This is a genomic window from Gordonia sp. UBA7599, assembly GCA_002477755.1.
Taxonomy (GTDB): domain Bacteria; phylum Actinomycetota; class Actinomycetes; order Mycobacteriales; family Mycobacteriaceae; genus Gordonia.
Genome location: DLKD01000139.1, coordinates 23,088 through 38,588 on the forward strand (window position 1 = coordinate 23,088; position 15,501 = coordinate 38,588).

Here is a 15,501-nt window from a genome sequence, read left to right on the forward strand (position 1 = left end):
TGGGATTGGCTGTGAACCGCGGACCTAACCCGCCCAGGCGGCGATGACACCCGCGACCAACACGCAGGTTCCGCCGACCTCGCCGACGATTAGCGCGACCATGAACCCTTTGATCAACCAGCCCGGTCGGGGGCTGAACTGATTCTCGGTGTCCCGCAGTGCGCCGTGGAGGATGTAACTGCCGATCGCGCCGACAAAGAAGATGAGCGGGACCGCCACACTGATCGCATTCACCCACGACGGCCACGCGGACAATGCGGCGAGTGCTGCCAGGACCAAGGTCGCGAAGGAGTACATCAGTGCGGCCCGGTGTGCGATATCGACGTAGACATGCGCCTGCCCATCCGGCGATGCCATCACCTGTTGGTACTTCCACACGCCCAGGAGCATCGCCCAGGCGAGCAGGACGCCGGCGGCGACGATCGTCGCGATGGTCACGCCGTCGAGGGAGTCGATGAGGGACGCGGCGGAATCGGAAGACATAGGGGCTGCTTTCGTGAAGGCGGTAGGGTCGGGTCAGGGGATTTGGGTCGATCAAGCACACGGTGCCATTCAAGAAGCGGGGGAATCGTGACTGACAACGACGTTATCGCGACCGGTCGAGACGGTGTGGGAGTCGCGCAGCCGACGTACGACGCCATCGTCGTCGGCGCGGGCTTCGGCGGCATTGGTGCGGCCATTGAGCTCAAACGGCAGGGTGTGCAGAGCATCGCGATCGTCGAGCGCGAGGACGACCTCGGCGGAACCTGGCACGTGAACCACTATCCGGGTCTCGCCGTGGACATCGCGTCGGTGACTTACAGCTACTCTTTCGAGCCCAACCCGTTCTGGTCGCGGCTCTTCGCGCCGGGGGCCGAGCTCAAGCGCTACGCCGAGCACGTCGCCGACAAGTACGACCTGCGCCGACACATGGTCTTCGGCGAGCAGATCGAGCGTGCGGAGTGGGATGACTCCGCATCGTTTTGGCGGGTCTACAGCGAGGACGGCACCGAGCGGACTGCCCGGCTCCTGCTTACCGCCACCGGGTTCCTGTCGCAGCCGCACACGCCGGCGATCCCCGGGATCAAGACATTCAAAGGCACCGTCATCCACACCACCGCGTGGCAAGACGGTCACGACTTCACCGGTGAGCGCGTCGCGGTGATCGGTACCGGCGCCACCGCAGTCCAGCTGATCCCCGAGATCGCCAAGCAGGCCGATGACCTCACCGTCTTCCAGCGCACCCCGATTTGGGTGGTGCCGAAGTTGGACTTCGCGATTCCACGGGCCGTGCAGCAGTTGTTCGCCCGCGTTCCAGCCACCCAGAAGGCGGCACGGCTGGTGAACACGAGCTTGCTCGAGCTGCTCATGGTCACCGGCGTGTTGCATTTCAAGCAGTTCAAGGTCGCCAACCGCGGCGCCGTCGCCCTTGCGAAGGCCCACCTCAAGCGCCAAGTCCCCGACCCCGAGCTGCGCGAGAAGCTGACGCCCGACTACGACTTCGGTTGCAAGCGTCCGACCTTCTCCAACGAGTACTTCGCGTCGTTCACCAAACCGAACGTCGCGCTCCAGACCTCGTCCATCGTGAAGATCGATCCCGACGGGATCATCACGGCCGACGGCGAGAAAGTGCAGATCGACACTTTGGTCCTCGCCACCGGTTTCGACCTGTGGGACACCAACTTCCCGGCGTTCGAGATCCGCGGCCGCGACGGCATGGATCTGGGGAAGTGGTGGCGCGCCGAGAGGTTCCAAGCTTACGAGGGAATCACTGTGCCGAAGTTCCCGAACTTCTTCACCCTCAACAGCCCGTACTCCTACAGCGGCCTCTCGTACTTCACGACGATCGAGGGGCAGATGCGCCACATCGCCCGGCTGCTCGGCGAAGTGAAGCGTCGCAAGGCCACGAGGTTCGAGGTGACCGAGGAGGCCAACGCGCGCTTCCTCGATGACGTGACCCGTCGGCTGGACTCGTCGGTCTTCTATCGCGGCGACTGCTCGAGCGCGAACAGCTATTACTTCAACCATGCCGGTGAGGCGACCCTGCTGCGGCCCCGCTCGACGCCGGGAACGCTGCACGAGATGGCGACATTCCCACTCGAGGACTATTCGTTTGCGGGTCCGGCGGTGACCTCGGTGGGCCGTCCGGCGACCAAGTCGCCCAGCGCCAAACCGTAGCGGCCCCAGCGGGCGTCGAAGCCGTCGGCACGTCGTGTGGCCCGCTCGAGCTTCGACGGCGAGTAGTGCCGTTTGGCCCACGTCGATTGCGGCCGCGCCAAGCGGATGGCGCCGATCCAGGCGATCGGCGGAAGGAAAGCGCCGACGATGGCGGTCGAATACTTTCCCTTCCGCACGCAGACCACGACGGCCAGCAGGTGCACCGGTAGGTTCGCCAAGACGACCAGCGATCCGACGTGGAGCGTGCCGTCGTTCTCCAGCGGGTTCACGCCCAGCGCCATAAGGCCCAAGACCGCACCGGTCAGCATCACCACTTGGACCGACAGTTGCCCTTCGCTCGACCAGTAGACGTCCTGCAGATGCAGGAGCAGTGCGAACTCGTCGAGGACCAGGGAGGACCCGACGCCGATCAATATGGCGCTGATCGCCGCCATCGGTGCGGCACCGTGCGCGGCGACCGAGCCGAACCCGCCGCCGATCGTCAAGATGATGCCGGGGATGGAGTGGTGGATGTGGACGCCGCTTGCGACATTGTCATGGAACGGACCCTTGCCGGCCCGGATCAGGCGGGTGATGGTGCGCGTGATGACGAAGGTGGTGAGGAAGGCGATGAACAGCAGCGTTAGTGGCAGTCGGCCGGGTGCGGTGAAGTTGTCGACGACGCTCATCGGCGCGCAACGATCCCGCTTCTGCGTTGTTCGATGATCAGGCAGCGGTCCTCGACGTAGGCCATCCCGGCATCCGCGGCGATTGCGCGCGCCTCGGGCGAGGTGATCCCCAGTTGCAGCCACAGTGCCGTGGCACCCGCCTCGGCTGCGGCGCGTGCCACGGCCGCGCAGTCTGCTGACGGTCGGAACACGTCGACGAGGCCGACCTGTTCGGGGATGTCGGCGATGCTCCGGTACACCGGCTCGCCGACGATTTCCTCGGCGTGCGGGTTGACCGGGATGATCCGCCACCCGTGCTGCTGCATATAGGCGGGCACCTCATTGGCAGCTTTGGCGGGATCGGCGCTCGCGCCGACGACGGTGATCGTGTCGTAGGCCGTCAGAATCTTCTCGACGATGGCATCGGTCGCGGCGCGGTCGGTCATACTCGCCAGCCTACGGGCTCAGGCTGCCGATCAGATTGATCACGAGGGCGAGGATCACGGTCCCGAACAAGAAGGAGAGCAGGGCGTGGATGAGGGCGGCCCGCCGCATCGTCGCCCCGGACAGCGCGGTGTCGGAGACGGTGAATCCCATCCCGATGGTGAATGCCACGTAGGCGAAGTCGGTGAACACCGGCGGTTCATCCTGGTTGAAGTCGATACCGCCGATCGGGTTGGTGAAGTACAGGCGCGAGTAGTAGCCGGCGAACAACGTGTGGATTGCGGTCCAGGACGTCACGACCGCGACGATCGTCCCGAACACCATCCACGGGTCGCCGTGACGGAACAGCACCACGATGACACTGGTGAGGCTGAAGAGCGTCGCGATCACGACGATGACCACGGCCCACGGGGTGGTGATGTCGCGCCGTTGCGCGTGTGCCTCGGTCTCCTCGGCATCCATCGGTCCCAGTGCCACCCAGGTGAGGATGATCAGAACCGTGGCCGCAGCGATCCAGAATGACAGCCGCACCTCGACGCGCCATCCGATCCACAGCCCGACCGCGATAAGGCCGCCGATCGCTGCCGAGTACAGGACCCGGCCCAGCGCTGAGAGGTTGCGCAGGCGTTGTACGGCGGCGGTCGACATGCTCACGAGACCGGATCCAACAACTGTGGCCCGTTGTTGGCCACCCGGTTCACCAGCGGCGCCACCTCGCGGATCTCGATGGCCTGCGCCAATTCCAGCGCGGGCGGCGCGAGAAGCGCGGGCGACGCCGGCGCGTCGGGATCGAGCCACTGCTCCCACCACTGCACCGGCATGATCAGCGGCATTCGGTCGTGCACCTGCTGCAGCGGGCCGACAGCGTCGGTGGTCAGGATGGTGCAGCTCAACAGCGGAGGGTCGTCGGGTGCGCCGTCTTTCGCGCGCCATGCCGACCACAACCCGCCCATGAACAGCCGCGTGCCGTCGGCCGGGGACATGAAGTAGGGGACCTTTATCGCCTTCCCGTCGTCGTCGACGGCTTTACGCCACTCATACCAACCATCCATCGGCACGAGGCACCGCTTGTTCTTGACTGCCGCGCGGAACGACGCCTTCTCCGCGGCGGTCTCGGCGCGCGCGTTGAACAGCGAACTCTTGCCGATCTCCTTGGCCCACGGCGGGATCAGGCCCCACCGCATGGCACGGATCCGCCGCGTTGCCTCGGAATCGGGATCCTCGCGTGCATGCCGTTCGACGACGGTCAGGATCGTCGTCGTCGGCGCAACGTTGTAGTTCTCCCAGTCCTTCTCGAGGGTGACCGGCACCTCGTTGACGGCGTCGATCTCCGCGGCGAGCTTCGCCGGATCCGTGGTCACCGCATACCGTCCGCACATGGCTCCATGCTAGGCAGATGCCCCGACACCGGGAATGCTGACCGACTGCGACGCGTTGACATCTCGCAGAAGGCGCGGCGATGACGCGGAACGGCAACAGGTGGCGGTGCAGAGGTGACGACGGTGTCATGCACGACGGCGGACCCGGTCGGGTGGACCGCGGACCCGGTGGCGCAGCGTACAATTTTCGGCTCGGTAGACTTGGGCAAGCGTCTGGTGGATCTGCGCCCGGCGCGAACCGAAAGGACCGACTTGACCGAAGCGGCCACCGATCAGCCCGACGAGCAACCGACGCCCGAGACCGACGCCGATGAGCGCGTCGAGACCGACGAGGAGCGCACCGCGCGGTTCGAGCGCGACGCACTGCCGCTGCTCGACCAGCTCTATGGTGCCGCGCTGCGCATGACGCGCAACCCCGCCGACGCCGAAGACCTCGTCCAGGAGACCTACATCAAGGCGTTCTCGGCGTTCTCGTCCTTCCGCGACGGCACCAATCTCAAAGCGTGGCTGTACCGGATCCTGACGAACACCTACATCAACAGCTACCGGAAGAAGCAGCGACAGCCAGCGCAGTACCCGACCGACGAGATCACCGACTGGCAGCTCGCGCAGACCGCCGAGCACAGTTCGACGGGTCTGCGATCGGCGGAGATCGAGGCGCTTGACGCGCTTCCCGACGACGAGATCAAAGAGGCCCTGCAGGCGCTGCCCGAGGATTTCCGCATGGCGGTGTACTACGCCGACGTCGAGGGGCTGCCGTACAAGGAGATTGCCGAGATCATGGACACTCCCATCGGTACCGTGATGTCGCGGCTGCACCGGGGTCGGCGCCAGTTGCGCGACCTGCTCGCCGATGTGGCGCGCGAACGGGGTTTCAATCGGGGCGACGGGGTCAAGCGGGATGACAAGGCCGCGGAGACGGAGGCGGCACTGTGAGCGAGCACGATCCCGAGTTCGAGGCGCTCGACTGCACGAATGTCCTCGCCGACGTCTGGCTGCTGCTGGACAACGAGTGCGACGCCGGTGCGCGCGCACGGTTGCAGGAGCACCTCGACCGCTGCCCGTCGTGCTTGGCGCAGTACGGCATCGAGCGCCAGATCAAGGAATTGATCGGGCGCAAGTGTGGCGGCGATCGGGCACCGCAGGGCTTGGCGGACCGGCTGCGCGTGCAGTTCCGCCAATCGACGGTCATCACGGCGAGCTCGGACGGTCAATCGGTGACGCACACCCGGGTCACGCACACGACCGTGGAAACAGAAAACCCGGGCGACCGGCGATAGCACCGGCGGCACCCGGGTTCGATCCGAGGTATCGGATCAGGCGTTCGGCCGCTTGCCGTGGTTGGCGGCGTTCTTCTTGCGAGCGCGCTTCTTGCGTCCACGCTTACCCATTGGGACTCTCCTTCTCCGGTGGTAACCCGCCCATTGTTCCATGCTGCCCACCGCAATCGGAAAACGGTTACCGTTGGCACATGCCTGAAGACGTTGTTGCCGAGATCGTGGCCACTGTTCTCGAGGTGCGTGTCGCCGACGGCCAGTCTGTCGACGTCGGCGACACGCTGGTCCTGCTCGAGTCGATGAAGATGGAGATCCCCGTCCTCGCCGAGGACGCCGGGGTGCTCGACGAGGTCAAGGTCGCCGTCGACGACGTCATCCAGGCCGGCGACATCATCGCGACCTACAAGTAGTCGGCTTGTCGACCCTTTCCGACCTCCTCGCCGCCCATACCGGGCTGTCTGCCGAACAGGGCGGGCACCTGCAGCGCCTCGTCGGGGAATGGCAGCTGCTCGCCGACCTCTCGTTCGCCGATCTGCTGCTTTCCGTCCCCGAGGCGACACTCCCGGAATCGTCGGTCCCGGAATCGCCGCCGGGTTTCCTGACTGTGGCACAGTGCCGACCCAACACGGCTGCGACGGTCCTACCCGTCGACGAGGTCGCCCACGAGGTCGACGAGGACAGTGCCGGGGTGCTGCGGTCGGCGATGGCCCGGCCGGCGATCCTCATCGACTCCGGCACCACACACGCCGGCGAGTCCATACGCCGCGACCTCACCCCGGTCCGCTACGACGGTGAGGTGATCGCTGTGCTCACCAGGGCGGTCGCCGACGCCGCGCACCGCGTGCCGTCGCCGCTCGAGCGCGCCTATCACGCATCGGCCGACGACCTGTACCAAATGGTCGCCGACGGGACCTTTCCGCCCGACGAGGGGACCGAGGCCGGATTGTCGACGCCGCGCGCGGGCGACGGTTTCGTGCGGATCGATGCCAACGGCCTCGTCCGATACGCGAGTCCCAACGCGCTGTCGGCCTTCCACCGGATGGGCTTCAACAGTGATCTGACGGGGGAGCGGTTGGCCGAGGTGCTCGCCGACCTCGTCACCGATGCCTTCGGCGCCCAGGACGCCGCCGGAATGATTCGGCTCGCCGCGTCGGGTCCCGCCGTGGATCCCGGAGCCGAGTTGCCCGTGTTGCGCATGGAGGTGGACTCCCGGCGTGCGACGGTCCTGGTGCGCGCCGTCCCGCTGCGACCGCGGGGAGTCGCGACCGGGGCTATCGTGCTGATTCGCGACGTCACCGAGGTCAAGCGCCGCGACCGTGCCCTGATCAGCAAGGACGCGACGATCCGCGAGATCCATCACCGGGTGAAGAACAACCTGCAGAGCGTCTCAGCCCTGCTGCGCCTGCAGGCGCGGCGGACGGTGAACCCGGAGGCGCGGACCGCGCTCACCGAGGCGGTCCGGCGCGTGGCGTCCATCGCCCTGGTCCACGAATTCCTGTCCGGCAGCGTCGACGAGGAGGTCGACGTCGACGAGGTCGTGCGCCGTCTGCTGCCCGTCCTGGTCGACGCAACGAGTGCCAGTGCCGGACACGTGCGGGTCGACGTCGACGGCCGCTTCGGGGTGCTGCCCGCCGAGCTGGCGATGCCACTGGTGATGGTGCTCACCGAGCTCATCCAGAACTCCGTCGAGCACGGTTTCGCCGATGGGCGCGCCGGGCGGATCGAAGTCACCGCGCAGCGCGGCCTTCGCGACCTGACGATTGTGGTCCGCGACGACGGGGAGGGGATCGCCGACGACTTCGACGTCGAACGCAGTGGGCACCTCGGGCTGCAGATCGTGCAGACGCTCGTCCAGATCGACCTGGGTGGCACAGTGGAATTCGGCAACGCCGAGGATGGTGGCGCATCGGTGCGGGTGGTCGTCCCGCTCACCGGACTGAAGGGCTCGCGGGACTGAGACGCCCTGGGCGACTACAAGGACTCGGGAGACCAACGAAGAGCCCCGGACACCCGATGGTGTCCGGGGCTCTTCTGAAGCGGTTTAGACGCTGCTGCGGGTGCGGGTGCGCGCGTTGCGGCGCTTGAGCGCGCGGCGCTCGTCCTCGCTCATGCCGCCCCAGACGCCGGCGTCCTGGCCGGAGTCGAGTGCCCAGGTCAGGCACTCGGCGGTCACCGGGCAGCGGTTGCAGACAAGCTTTGCGTCAGCGATCTGCGCGATGGCCGGTCCACTGGTCCCCACAGGGAAGAACAGCTCCGGGTCTTCGTCACGACAGATAGCCTTGTGGCGCCAATCCATTTCTTCAAATCTCCTCTTACGCGCGCCGATGCGCGCCCGTCAAAGCCTCGTCGGGCGTCGGCTGGTGTTTTTCCTTTTGGCTGTTGTCACGGGCGGGCTACTGGAGAGTAACTGACGCTCGTGGGTCCTTGTGAATACTTTCACGAATCCGGATTAAGTCAAGAGGCTTTCGTTAACACGTGTGCAACGTCACTGTGCATCCGGGGTCGATTCCGGGGGTGCAACGACCGCCAACGCGTCGTCGCGGTACCCGCACTCCAGCGTCGTGCGCTCCCCGGCGTAGTCACCGTCGATCTGTACGGGCAGCGGCACAGGGGCCGCGAGCGCGACTGCAGACACGTCGTCGTCGCGGAACACGTGGCCCGCGTGCGGGTCCGCGCCGGTCAGCAGCCGCGTCGCGAGCGGCAGATTGCGTGCAACACCCATCGTCGACGACGCAAAGATTCCCAGCCCACCCGAGAGCGAGGTGCCCGGGTTTGTCTCGATCACCTGGCCGCCCAGGTAGGTCCATGGCGTGGTGTTGAGTACAAACGCGAAACTCGTATTGGGCAGCGTGTGCGACGACCCGTCGCGGTCGGTGACGGTGACACTGAATCGCTGCTGGTCGGTGCGGTGGCGCAGGAACGTGACCACCGTCGTGAAAAAGTAGCGGCCCGGAGTCGCGGCCTTGCCCCGGTGGCGCTTCTCCTCCATCGCTGCGACGACCCGGGCATCGATGCCCATGCCGCAGTTGAACAGGAACCAGCGGCCGTCGGCGATGCCCAGGTTGACCGAGCGGTTCGCGCCGGACTCGAGCAGCTCGATCAGCTGGGCGGTGGCCATCAGCGGATCGGCGTCGATGCCCAGCGCCCGGGCGAAGACATTGGCACTGCCACCGGGGATGATGCCCAGACGGGGCAGCGTCGCGGGACGGGGGTCGGCCGGGCTGCCGAGCAATCCGTTGACGACCTCGTTCACCGACCCGTCACCGCCGTGCACGACGATGGCGTCGTAGCCACCGTCGTGCAGTGCCCGTCGTGCCAACTCCTCGGCGTGGCCGCGGTGCGTGGTCTGCTCGACCGTGAGGTCCATCCGGGAGCCCAGCGTGTGCGCCAAGGTGTCGCGGCCCGCGGGGGTGGTCGCGGTGGCGTAGGGGTTGACGATGAGCAAGGCGCGCACGGAACACCACCCTACGTGCGAGCCACCCGCACCGTACGGCAGTGTGGGCAATACGCTTGAGCCATGTATTCGGCTAGCGTTCCGCGTTCGATCCGATGGGCCGGGTTCTCCGTCGCACTCCAGGGCGGTATCGGCCTTCTCGCCGCTGCCATCCTGGTAATCCGCGCTCTGGGGGGCCACCACGAGGACTTCGCCAGCGGCTACGGATTGGCCCTGTGGTGCGCGCTGATCGGCCTCGGCGTACTCGTCGGTGGTATCGGCCTTCTGCGCGGGAAGCGGTGGGGACGTGGCATAGGGGTCGTCGCCCAGCTGCTGCTACTGCCCGTCGCGTACGCGCTGTTGACCGACAGCCATCAGCCGTTCCTCGGTGTGCCGCTGGGGTTCTGGGCCCTGGGCACTTTGGTCGCGCTGTTCTCCCGCGACGCGCTGGAGTGGGCCGCGGGCGACCCTCCGCCCGACGCCGGGCCATCCGAGGAGCGGTGACACTCGCCGACCTGGCACTGCTCGTCGCCGCCGGTTTCGCCGCCGGCGTCGTCGGCTACGTCACCGGTCTCGCATCGATCCTGAGCTATCCGGCGTTGCTCGTCGTCGGTCTGCCGCCTGTGACGGCCAACGTGACCAACACGGTGGCGCTCGTCGCGGTGGGGGTCGGGAGCTTTGCCAAGTCCGGTCGTGAACTGCTCGACGGCGACGGCGGCAAGTTGCTGGCCAGGTCCGGGGCGGTCGCGCTGGTCGGCGGCGCGGTTGGCGCGGGCATCCTGTTGGTCGCCCCGGACAAGGTGTTCGTCTTCGTCGTCCCGTACCTGGTGGCGCTGGCCTCGATCGCACTGCTCCTGCAACCGAGGTTGCGGGAGCGGATGGCCGGTAATGACGCGCACCCGGCGTGGTGGATGCTCGGGGTGTTTGTGGTGTCGGTCTACGGCGGCTACTTCGGCGCCGGTGCTGGTGTCATGTTCGTGGCCATGGCCATGGTGTTGTCGAATCTGCCGCTGTGGCGGGCGACCCTGCTCAAGTCAGCGCTCCTGGGAATCGCGAACGCCGTCGCAGCCGTGGCATTCATCGTCTTCTCGCACGTCCACTGGCCCGCGGCGGTGGCAATGGGCGTCGGCTGCCTGCTCGGTGGTTGGGCGGGTCCGCCCATCGTCGCGCGTCTCCCGGCGACTCCGTTGCGGATCGCCATCGGCATCGGCGGTCTAGGGCTGGCATTCTGGCTCGCGCTGCGTTGACGGACTCTGCCTTGACGGGCTCTGGGCTGACTGGCGGAGCCGGTCTGTGCAAAGGACCGTAAGGTAAGCGCATGACCACCATCGTCGCGATCGCCAACCAGAAGGGTGGCGTTGCCAAGACCACCACGACCGTCTCGCTCGGGGCCGCACTGGCCGACCTGGATGTGTCGGTGCTCGTCGTCGACCTCGATCCGCAGGGCTGCCTCACGTTCTCGCTGGGCCACGACCCCGACCAGCTGCAGGTATCGGTCCACGACGTGCTGCTGGGTGAGGAGGAGATCGCCGACGCCCTGTTGACCACCGATGACGGGGTGACGCTGCTGCCCGCCACCATCGACCTGGCCGGCGCCGAGGCCCTACTGCTGATGCGCCCGGGCCGTGAATACGCGCTGAAGCGGGCGTTGGCCGAGGTCGGCGAAGATTTCGACGTCATCCTGGTCGACTGCCCGCCGTCGCTGGGCGTGCTCACCCTCAACGGGCTGACCGCGGCCGATTCGGTAATGGTGCCCCTGCAGTGCGAGACGCTCGCCCACCGAGGCGTCGGACAGCTGTTGCGCACGGTGACCGAGGTGCAGCAGATCACCAACCCGAACCTGGACCTGCTGGGTGCGATCGCCACGATCTACGACGCGCGCACCACCCACAGCCGCGACGTGCTCGCCGACGTCGCCGACCGCTACGACCTCTCGGTGATCAACCCGCCGATCCCGCGGACCGTGCGTTTCGCCGAGGCGTCGGCATCGGGCGTGTCGGTGTTGCGCGGCCGCAAGAACAAGGGCGCCGTCGCGTATCGGGAACTGGCCGAGAATCTGTGGAAGCACTGGTCCACCGGAGCCCCGCTAGAGACTTTCGCCCTGGATCTGTAGCCGAATCGGCGCAGGTCAGGGGCCATAGACGGCGAGGGTGTCGCCGCGCTGCTCCACCACCGCATCTCCGAGCGCGGCGGGCACTATCGCCTGCGCGGCGTCGTGCGTTTCCCGCGCCACCGCCAGGTGACCGGTGCGTTGACCCGTGGCGGCGTCGACGACGAGATAGCCCGCGTCGTCGGGGATCAGCATCCGTGCGCCGATGGCTACACCGGGCCCGCGCGTGCCCGTGGCTGTGAACACCGGCCGCATCGACAAGCCGTCGAGGACGACGGTGTCGTGTCCGGTCCACACCGACGCCAGGCCGTCGGCGGTCACCGGCACCGAGCCAGCGGGCAGTGCCGCGCCCCCCGGGACGCGGTAGCGGCCGGTTTCGGCCCCGTCGGAGTTGAACACGCGGACCGCTGGAGGAATCGGTTCGGGGGAGTTGGCGCCGCCGTCGTAGACCGCGATGTTCGTATCCGACATGGCGATGACGACGGGCGCGGCGAAGGCGGTGCCGCTGGTGATCACCGTCGAGCCGTACGACGGGATCTTCTCCTCTTTGTCGAGCAGGGCGCCGATCACGGTGAGGCGGAAACCCGGATCGCCGTCGCAGTGTTCGATCACGGCCACGCGATCACCCGCTGTCATGCCTGATTTCAACCGGCAGCCACGACCGTCGCGCCGTCCCATATCCGGCTTCACGCGCGCGTCGATCCGGCCGTACTCGACTCCGCGCACGAGGTTGGAGCCCCAGGTCTCCAGCCGGGTCGGACCGATACCCAGGACGTAGCCGCCGTCCGATTGCAGGTCGAGGGTGGCGTCGGCGTCGGAACTGCGAGTGCCCCGCCGCACGCCTCGGTTCGCGTCGATCGCGGTGACCTCACCGCATCCGCGCGGGTTGCGATAGGCCACCAGTGCAGTCGGAGTGGTCGGGTACCAGGCGGCGAGCAGTGCGCAGATCGGCAGCGGCCGCCGGTACTGCCAGAGCACCGCTCCCGAGCGGGGGTCATGGGCGACCACGGCGCCGTCGTGGGCGGTCAGGACGACGGCGTCGGTGACCTGCGGGGATCGGGTGGCCGCGGACTTGGCGCTCCACCGGTGCAGCAACCGTGCCGGGACGTCGGCGGGGTAGGCCAGCGTCGTCGGGGTCACCGTTGCCGGGATGAGCGTGGTGCGCCGCGCAGAACTCGAGTGCCAGGTGAGGACGGCGGCGACGACGACCACGACGACGATCGCCGCTGACACGGCGAAGTCGACGGGACGTCGTCGCAGCGGTTGCATCCGGGGGGTGCTCAGTCGGCGGCCGGTGCCGCCGACGCGTTCGCTGCAGCGCTGCCCGAGCCCTTGCCACGACCGCCACGGCCGCCGCGACGACGGCGGCGCTTCGGGGCGCCGTCACCGGCAGCCTCACCGTTGGTCGGCGCACCGGTGGTCGACTCACTGCCGCTGCGCGCCGTCGATGCCTCGTCGCCGGTCTTGGCGTCGCTGCTCTTGCCGCCGCGGGTGCGCTGACGGGAGCGCTGCGACTTCTCGCGCGCGGGCCGCTCGATGCGGGTCTGCTTGTCGCGGGCATCGCGGCCGGCGCGGGTGCCCGAAGCGGTCTTCGGGGCACCGATGCGCCCGGTTGCGGACTCGGCGATGCCCAGTTCCTCGCGCAGATGCTCAGAGCTGGAGTACGTCTCGACCGGGTCGGGCACGCCCAGTCCGAGGGCGTTGTTGATCAGCTCCCACCGGTGGAGCTCGTCCCAGTCGACGAGTGTGATCGCGGTACCGGTGCGACCGGCCCGGCCGGTGCGGCCGATGCGGTGCACATAGGTCTTGTCGTCCTCGGGGCACTGGTAGTTGATGACATGGGTGACGTCGTCGATGTCGATGCCGCGCGCGGCGACGTCGGTGGCGACCAGGACGTCGACCTTGCCCTCGCGGAACTGTCCCAACGCCTTCTCGCGGGCACCCTGACCCAGGTCGCCGTGGACCGCGCCGACGGCGAAGCCGCGCTCGGCCAGATCGTCGGCGACCTTCTGGGCGGTGCGCTTGGTGCGGGTGAAGATCATCGTCGCGCCGCGGCCGTCGGCCTGCAGCACGCGCGCCACCAGCTCGGCCTTGTCCAGGGCGTGCGCCCGGTAGACGTACTGGGTGGTGCGCTCGTGCACTGCCGAATCGTTGGCGTGCTCGGCGCGGATATGCGTCGGACGGTCGAGGAAGGTGCGGGCCAGGGTGACGATCGGGCCGGGCATCGTCGCCGAGAACAGCATCGTCTGACGCGCGGTGGGAACCGCGGCGAGGATGCGCTCGATATCGGGGAGGAAGCCCAGATCGAGCATCTCGTCGGCCTCGTCGAGGACGAGGACCTCAACCTTGCCGAGGACCAGGTGGCCCTGCTGAGCCAGGTCGAGCAGGCGACCGGGGGTGCCGACGACGACGTCGACTCCGGCCTGCAGCTCGGCGATCTGCGACTCGTAGGGACGGCCGCCGTAGATCGCGGTCACCTTCAGCGGGCGGACGGTGCCGTCGGCCAGCGTCACATTGACGCCCTTGCCCGCAACCTCGAGGTCGCCGGTGACCTGCAGGCATAGCTCGCGGGTCGGCACGATCACCAGCGCGCGCGGAGTGTTGTCGAGGGGGCGGATGCCCGAGGTCGGCGCCGTCAGCAGGCGGTGCAGCAGCGGGACGCCGAAACCGAACGTCTTGCCCATGCCCGTGCGGGCTTGGCCGATCAGGTCGTCGCCGGCCAGTGCCAGTGGCAGCGTCAGTTCCTGGATGGCGAAGGTGTGGGTCTTACCGTCGGCGGTCAGTGCCGCGACGATGTCGTCGTGCACGCCGAGCTCGGCGAAGGTGGGAGCGGTGTGCTCCTCGTCGATGATGGTGGTCTGCACCGAGTCGTCGGTGCTCGCGCCTGTAGTACTCATATGTGGTTGTCCAAAGCCTCTCGGAATGCCTCGCGCGCACCGGTGGCCTGGCCTGCTCCGCTGACCCGTCGGCTCCCCGAGTGGGGGCGCGGGTGGAGAGATGCGCGCACAATAGTCGGCGCCGCGGTCCGGCTGTCCGGTGCGGTGCCGTCCACCAGTGTACTTGGTCGGCCGTACCAGACCCGCCTACCATCGGTTGTCATGGACGAAAGCCCGGGCATCGCCAAGCTCTACTCCGTTCTGATCGCCGGCGAGTATGCCGCGCACAGCCGGTTGATCACCGAGCTGGGAATGGCGCCCGACGTCGATTCGCGAATCGCAATGGGGCGTCTGGCGGCCTCGGAGATGAACCACTTCGACGAGTTGGCGGCCGAGCTGGTCAAGCGCGACATCGACCCCGTCGCGGCAGTGCTGCGCTACGTCGACGTGTTCGACCGCTACCACGGCACTACCAATCCGAAGACTTGGGACGAGGCCATGGTGAAGGCCTACGTCGGCGACGGCTTGGCGGCCGACTTCTATCGAGAACTGGCCGGGGTGCTGCCGGCCGACGCGCGCGACGTCGTGTCGACGGTGATGTCGGAGACCGGCAACTCGCAGTTCGCGCGGGATTGGGTGCGCTCGCGGGTCACCGCGGATCCCGCGCTGCGCTGGCCGCTGACGCTGTGGGGCCGACGGCTCTTGGGTGAGGCGATCACGCACGCGCAATGGGTGCTTGCGGCCGAGGAGGACGTCACCGACCTGCTCTTCTCGAGTACTACCGACCTTGCCGCCGTCTCGCGCTTCTTCGACACCGTCACCGAACTCCACGCCCAGCGCATGGCGGACCTGGGCCTGGGGTAGTCCCGGGCTTCCGCTGTCGGCGAAACCACCGCCGCGCATCGCCGTGCGCCCTTCGGTCTGGGCTAGGCTCTAGCCATGAGCGTGGAAGTCAAGATCGGCATCGTCGACAGCCCCCGTGAACTGTCCGTGCAGGTGGCCGATGACAGTGAGAAGACGTTCGAGTCGGTGGCGTCGGCATTGAGCGGCAAGGCCGATCTGCTGACGCTGGTCGATGACCGCGGGTCGCGGTTCCTCATCCCGTCGTCGAAGATCGCCTACGCCGAGGTCGGCAGCGCCGAGGTGCGCCGCGTCGGCTTCGGCTCCAAGTAGCGATC

The 15,501-nt window shown here is 67.6% G+C and carries 20 protein-coding genes; 10 read left to right on the top strand and 10 right to left on the bottom strand.

All coding sequences use genetic code 11. From position 1 onward, the window contains the following. Positions 1-24: 24 nt before the first annotated feature. Entirely contained in the window at positions 25-483 is a 459-nt protein-coding gene (locus tag B4L26_RS16195; protein WP_290720422.1) for a hypothetical protein, read from the bottom strand. A 126-nt stretch (positions 484-609) separates the two neighbouring features. Between B4L26_RS16195 and B4L26_RS16200 the strand changes: the two genes are divergently transcribed. Then, the gene (locus B4L26_RS16200; protein WP_290720544.1) at positions 610-2,157 is read left to right on the top strand and encodes a flavin-containing monooxygenase; all 1,548 of its coding nucleotides are present in this window, start codon (positions 610-612) and stop codon (positions 2,155-2,157) included. On the opposite strand, the gene B4L26_RS16205 is transcribed toward B4L26_RS16200, so the two are convergent. From B4L26_RS16205 to B4L26_RS16220, 4 genes are read right to left on the bottom strand one after another with little or no spacing between them, the layout of a single operon-like run. After that, a complete protein-coding gene (locus B4L26_RS16205) occupies positions 2,085-2,825 on the bottom strand; it encodes a hypothetical protein (RefSeq protein ID WP_290720423.1) in 741 nt (246 codons plus the stop codon). The genes B4L26_RS16200 and B4L26_RS16205 overlap by 73 nt on opposite strands. Next, complete coding sequence (locus B4L26_RS16210; protein ID WP_290720425.1) at positions 2,822-3,250, bottom strand: CoA-binding protein; 429 nt, start codon at positions 3,248-3,250, stop codon at positions 2,822-2,824. The genes B4L26_RS16205 and B4L26_RS16210 overlap by 4 nt, the downstream gene beginning before the upstream one ends. A 10-nt stretch (positions 3,251-3,260) precedes the next feature. Then, complete coding sequence (locus tag B4L26_RS16215; RefSeq protein WP_290720547.1) at positions 3,261-3,896, bottom strand: DUF1345 domain-containing protein; 636 nt, start codon at positions 3,894-3,896, stop codon at positions 3,261-3,263. 2 nt (positions 3,897-3,898) lie between these two features. Beyond that, positions 3,899-4,627 (bottom strand): SOS response-associated peptidase, encoded by a 729-nt coding sequence (locus B4L26_RS16220; protein WP_290720427.1) that lies wholly within the window; start codon positions 4,625-4,627, stop codon positions 3,899-3,901. Between the two features lie 252 nt (positions 4,628-4,879). Between B4L26_RS16220 and B4L26_RS16225 the strand changes: the two genes are divergently transcribed. Both B4L26_RS16225 and rsrA read left to right on the top strand, forming a co-directional pair. Next, a complete protein-coding gene (locus B4L26_RS16225; RefSeq protein ID WP_290720429.1) occupies positions 4,880-5,563 on the top strand; it encodes a sigma-70 family RNA polymerase sigma factor in 684 nt (227 codons plus the stop codon). After that, positions 5,560-5,907 (top strand): mycothiol system anti-sigma-R factor, encoded by a 348-nt coding sequence (gene rsrA, locus B4L26_RS16230; protein ID WP_290720430.1) that lies wholly within the window; start codon positions 5,560-5,562, stop codon positions 5,905-5,907. The genes B4L26_RS16225 and rsrA overlap by 4 nt, the downstream gene beginning before the upstream one ends. Positions 5,908-5,943: 36 nt before the next feature. Here the strand turns inward: rsrA and B4L26_RS19115 are convergent, their stop codons facing one another. Beyond that, positions 5,944-6,018: a 50S ribosomal protein bL37 gene (locus B4L26_RS19115; RefSeq protein WP_369758845.1), complete on the bottom strand. Its 75-nt coding sequence runs from the start codon at positions 6,016-6,018 to the stop codon at positions 5,944-5,946. Positions 6,019-6,098: 80 nt separating this feature from the next. Between B4L26_RS19115 and B4L26_RS16235 the strand changes: the two genes are divergently transcribed. Beyond that, positions 6,099-6,314 carry a biotin/lipoyl-binding carrier protein gene (locus B4L26_RS16235; RefSeq protein ID WP_290720431.1) on the top strand — a complete coding sequence of 72 codons (216 nt, stop codon included), beginning with the start codon at positions 6,099-6,101 and terminating at the stop codon, positions 6,312-6,314. Between the two features lie 5 nt (positions 6,315-6,319). Beyond that, on the top strand, positions 6,320-7,861 hold the full coding sequence (locus tag B4L26_RS16240; RefSeq protein WP_290720433.1) for a sensor histidine kinase: 1,542 nt from the start codon (positions 6,320-6,322) through the stop codon (positions 7,859-7,861). Between the two features lie 84 nt (positions 7,862-7,945). On the opposite strand, the gene B4L26_RS16245 is transcribed toward B4L26_RS16240, so the two are convergent. Together B4L26_RS16245 and B4L26_RS16250 are read right to left on the bottom strand one after the other, a co-directional pair. Further along, positions 7,946-8,200: a WhiB family transcriptional regulator gene (locus B4L26_RS16245; protein ID WP_290720434.1), complete on the bottom strand. Its 255-nt coding sequence runs from the start codon at positions 8,198-8,200 to the stop codon at positions 7,946-7,948. A gap of 189 nt (positions 8,201-8,389) precedes the next feature. Next, positions 8,390-9,358, bottom strand: a complete 969-nt coding sequence (locus B4L26_RS16250) for a diacylglycerol/lipid kinase family protein (RefSeq protein ID WP_290720436.1) — start codon at positions 9,356-9,358, stop codon at positions 8,390-8,392. Positions 9,359-9,421: 63 nt separating this feature from the next. On the opposite strand from B4L26_RS16250, the gene B4L26_RS16255 reads away from it, so the two are divergent. From B4L26_RS16255 to B4L26_RS16265, 3 genes are all read left to right on the top strand, one after another. Next, a complete protein-coding gene (locus B4L26_RS16255) occupies positions 9,422-9,841 on the top strand; it encodes a hypothetical protein (RefSeq protein WP_290720439.1) in 420 nt (139 codons plus the stop codon). Continuing rightward, complete coding sequence (locus tag B4L26_RS16260; protein WP_290720442.1) at positions 9,838-10,584, top strand: sulfite exporter TauE/SafE family protein; 747 nt, start codon at positions 9,838-9,840, stop codon at positions 10,582-10,584. Before B4L26_RS16255 ends, B4L26_RS16260 begins: the two co-directional genes overlap by 4 nt. 71 nt (positions 10,585-10,655) lie before the next feature. Beyond that, the gene (locus B4L26_RS16265; RefSeq protein WP_290720443.1) at positions 10,656-11,450 is read left to right on the top strand and encodes a ParA family protein; all 795 of its coding nucleotides are present in this window, start codon (positions 10,656-10,658) and stop codon (positions 11,448-11,450) included. Between the two features lie 15 nt (positions 11,451-11,465). On the opposite strand, the gene B4L26_RS16270 is transcribed toward B4L26_RS16265, so the two are convergent. Beyond that, a complete protein-coding gene (locus B4L26_RS16270; protein ID WP_290720445.1) occupies positions 11,466-12,716 on the bottom strand; it encodes a hypothetical protein in 1,251 nt (416 codons plus the stop codon). Between the two features lie 11 nt (positions 12,717-12,727). Then, entirely contained in the window at positions 12,728-14,344 is a 1,617-nt protein-coding gene (locus B4L26_RS16275) for a DEAD/DEAH box helicase (protein ID WP_290720447.1), read from the bottom strand. 201 nt (positions 14,345-14,545) lie between these two features. On the opposite strand from B4L26_RS16275, the gene B4L26_RS16280 reads away from it, so the two are divergent. Both B4L26_RS16280 and B4L26_RS16285 read left to right on the top strand, forming a co-directional pair. Then, on the top strand, positions 14,546-15,187 hold the full coding sequence (locus B4L26_RS16280; protein WP_290720448.1) for a ferritin-like fold-containing protein: 642 nt from the start codon (positions 14,546-14,548) through the stop codon (positions 15,185-15,187). A gap of 75 nt (positions 15,188-15,262) precedes the next feature. Continuing rightward, entirely contained in the window at positions 15,263-15,496 is a 234-nt protein-coding gene (locus B4L26_RS16285; protein ID WP_290720451.1) for a DUF3107 domain-containing protein, read from the top strand. Positions 15,497-15,501 lie beyond the last annotated feature (5 nt).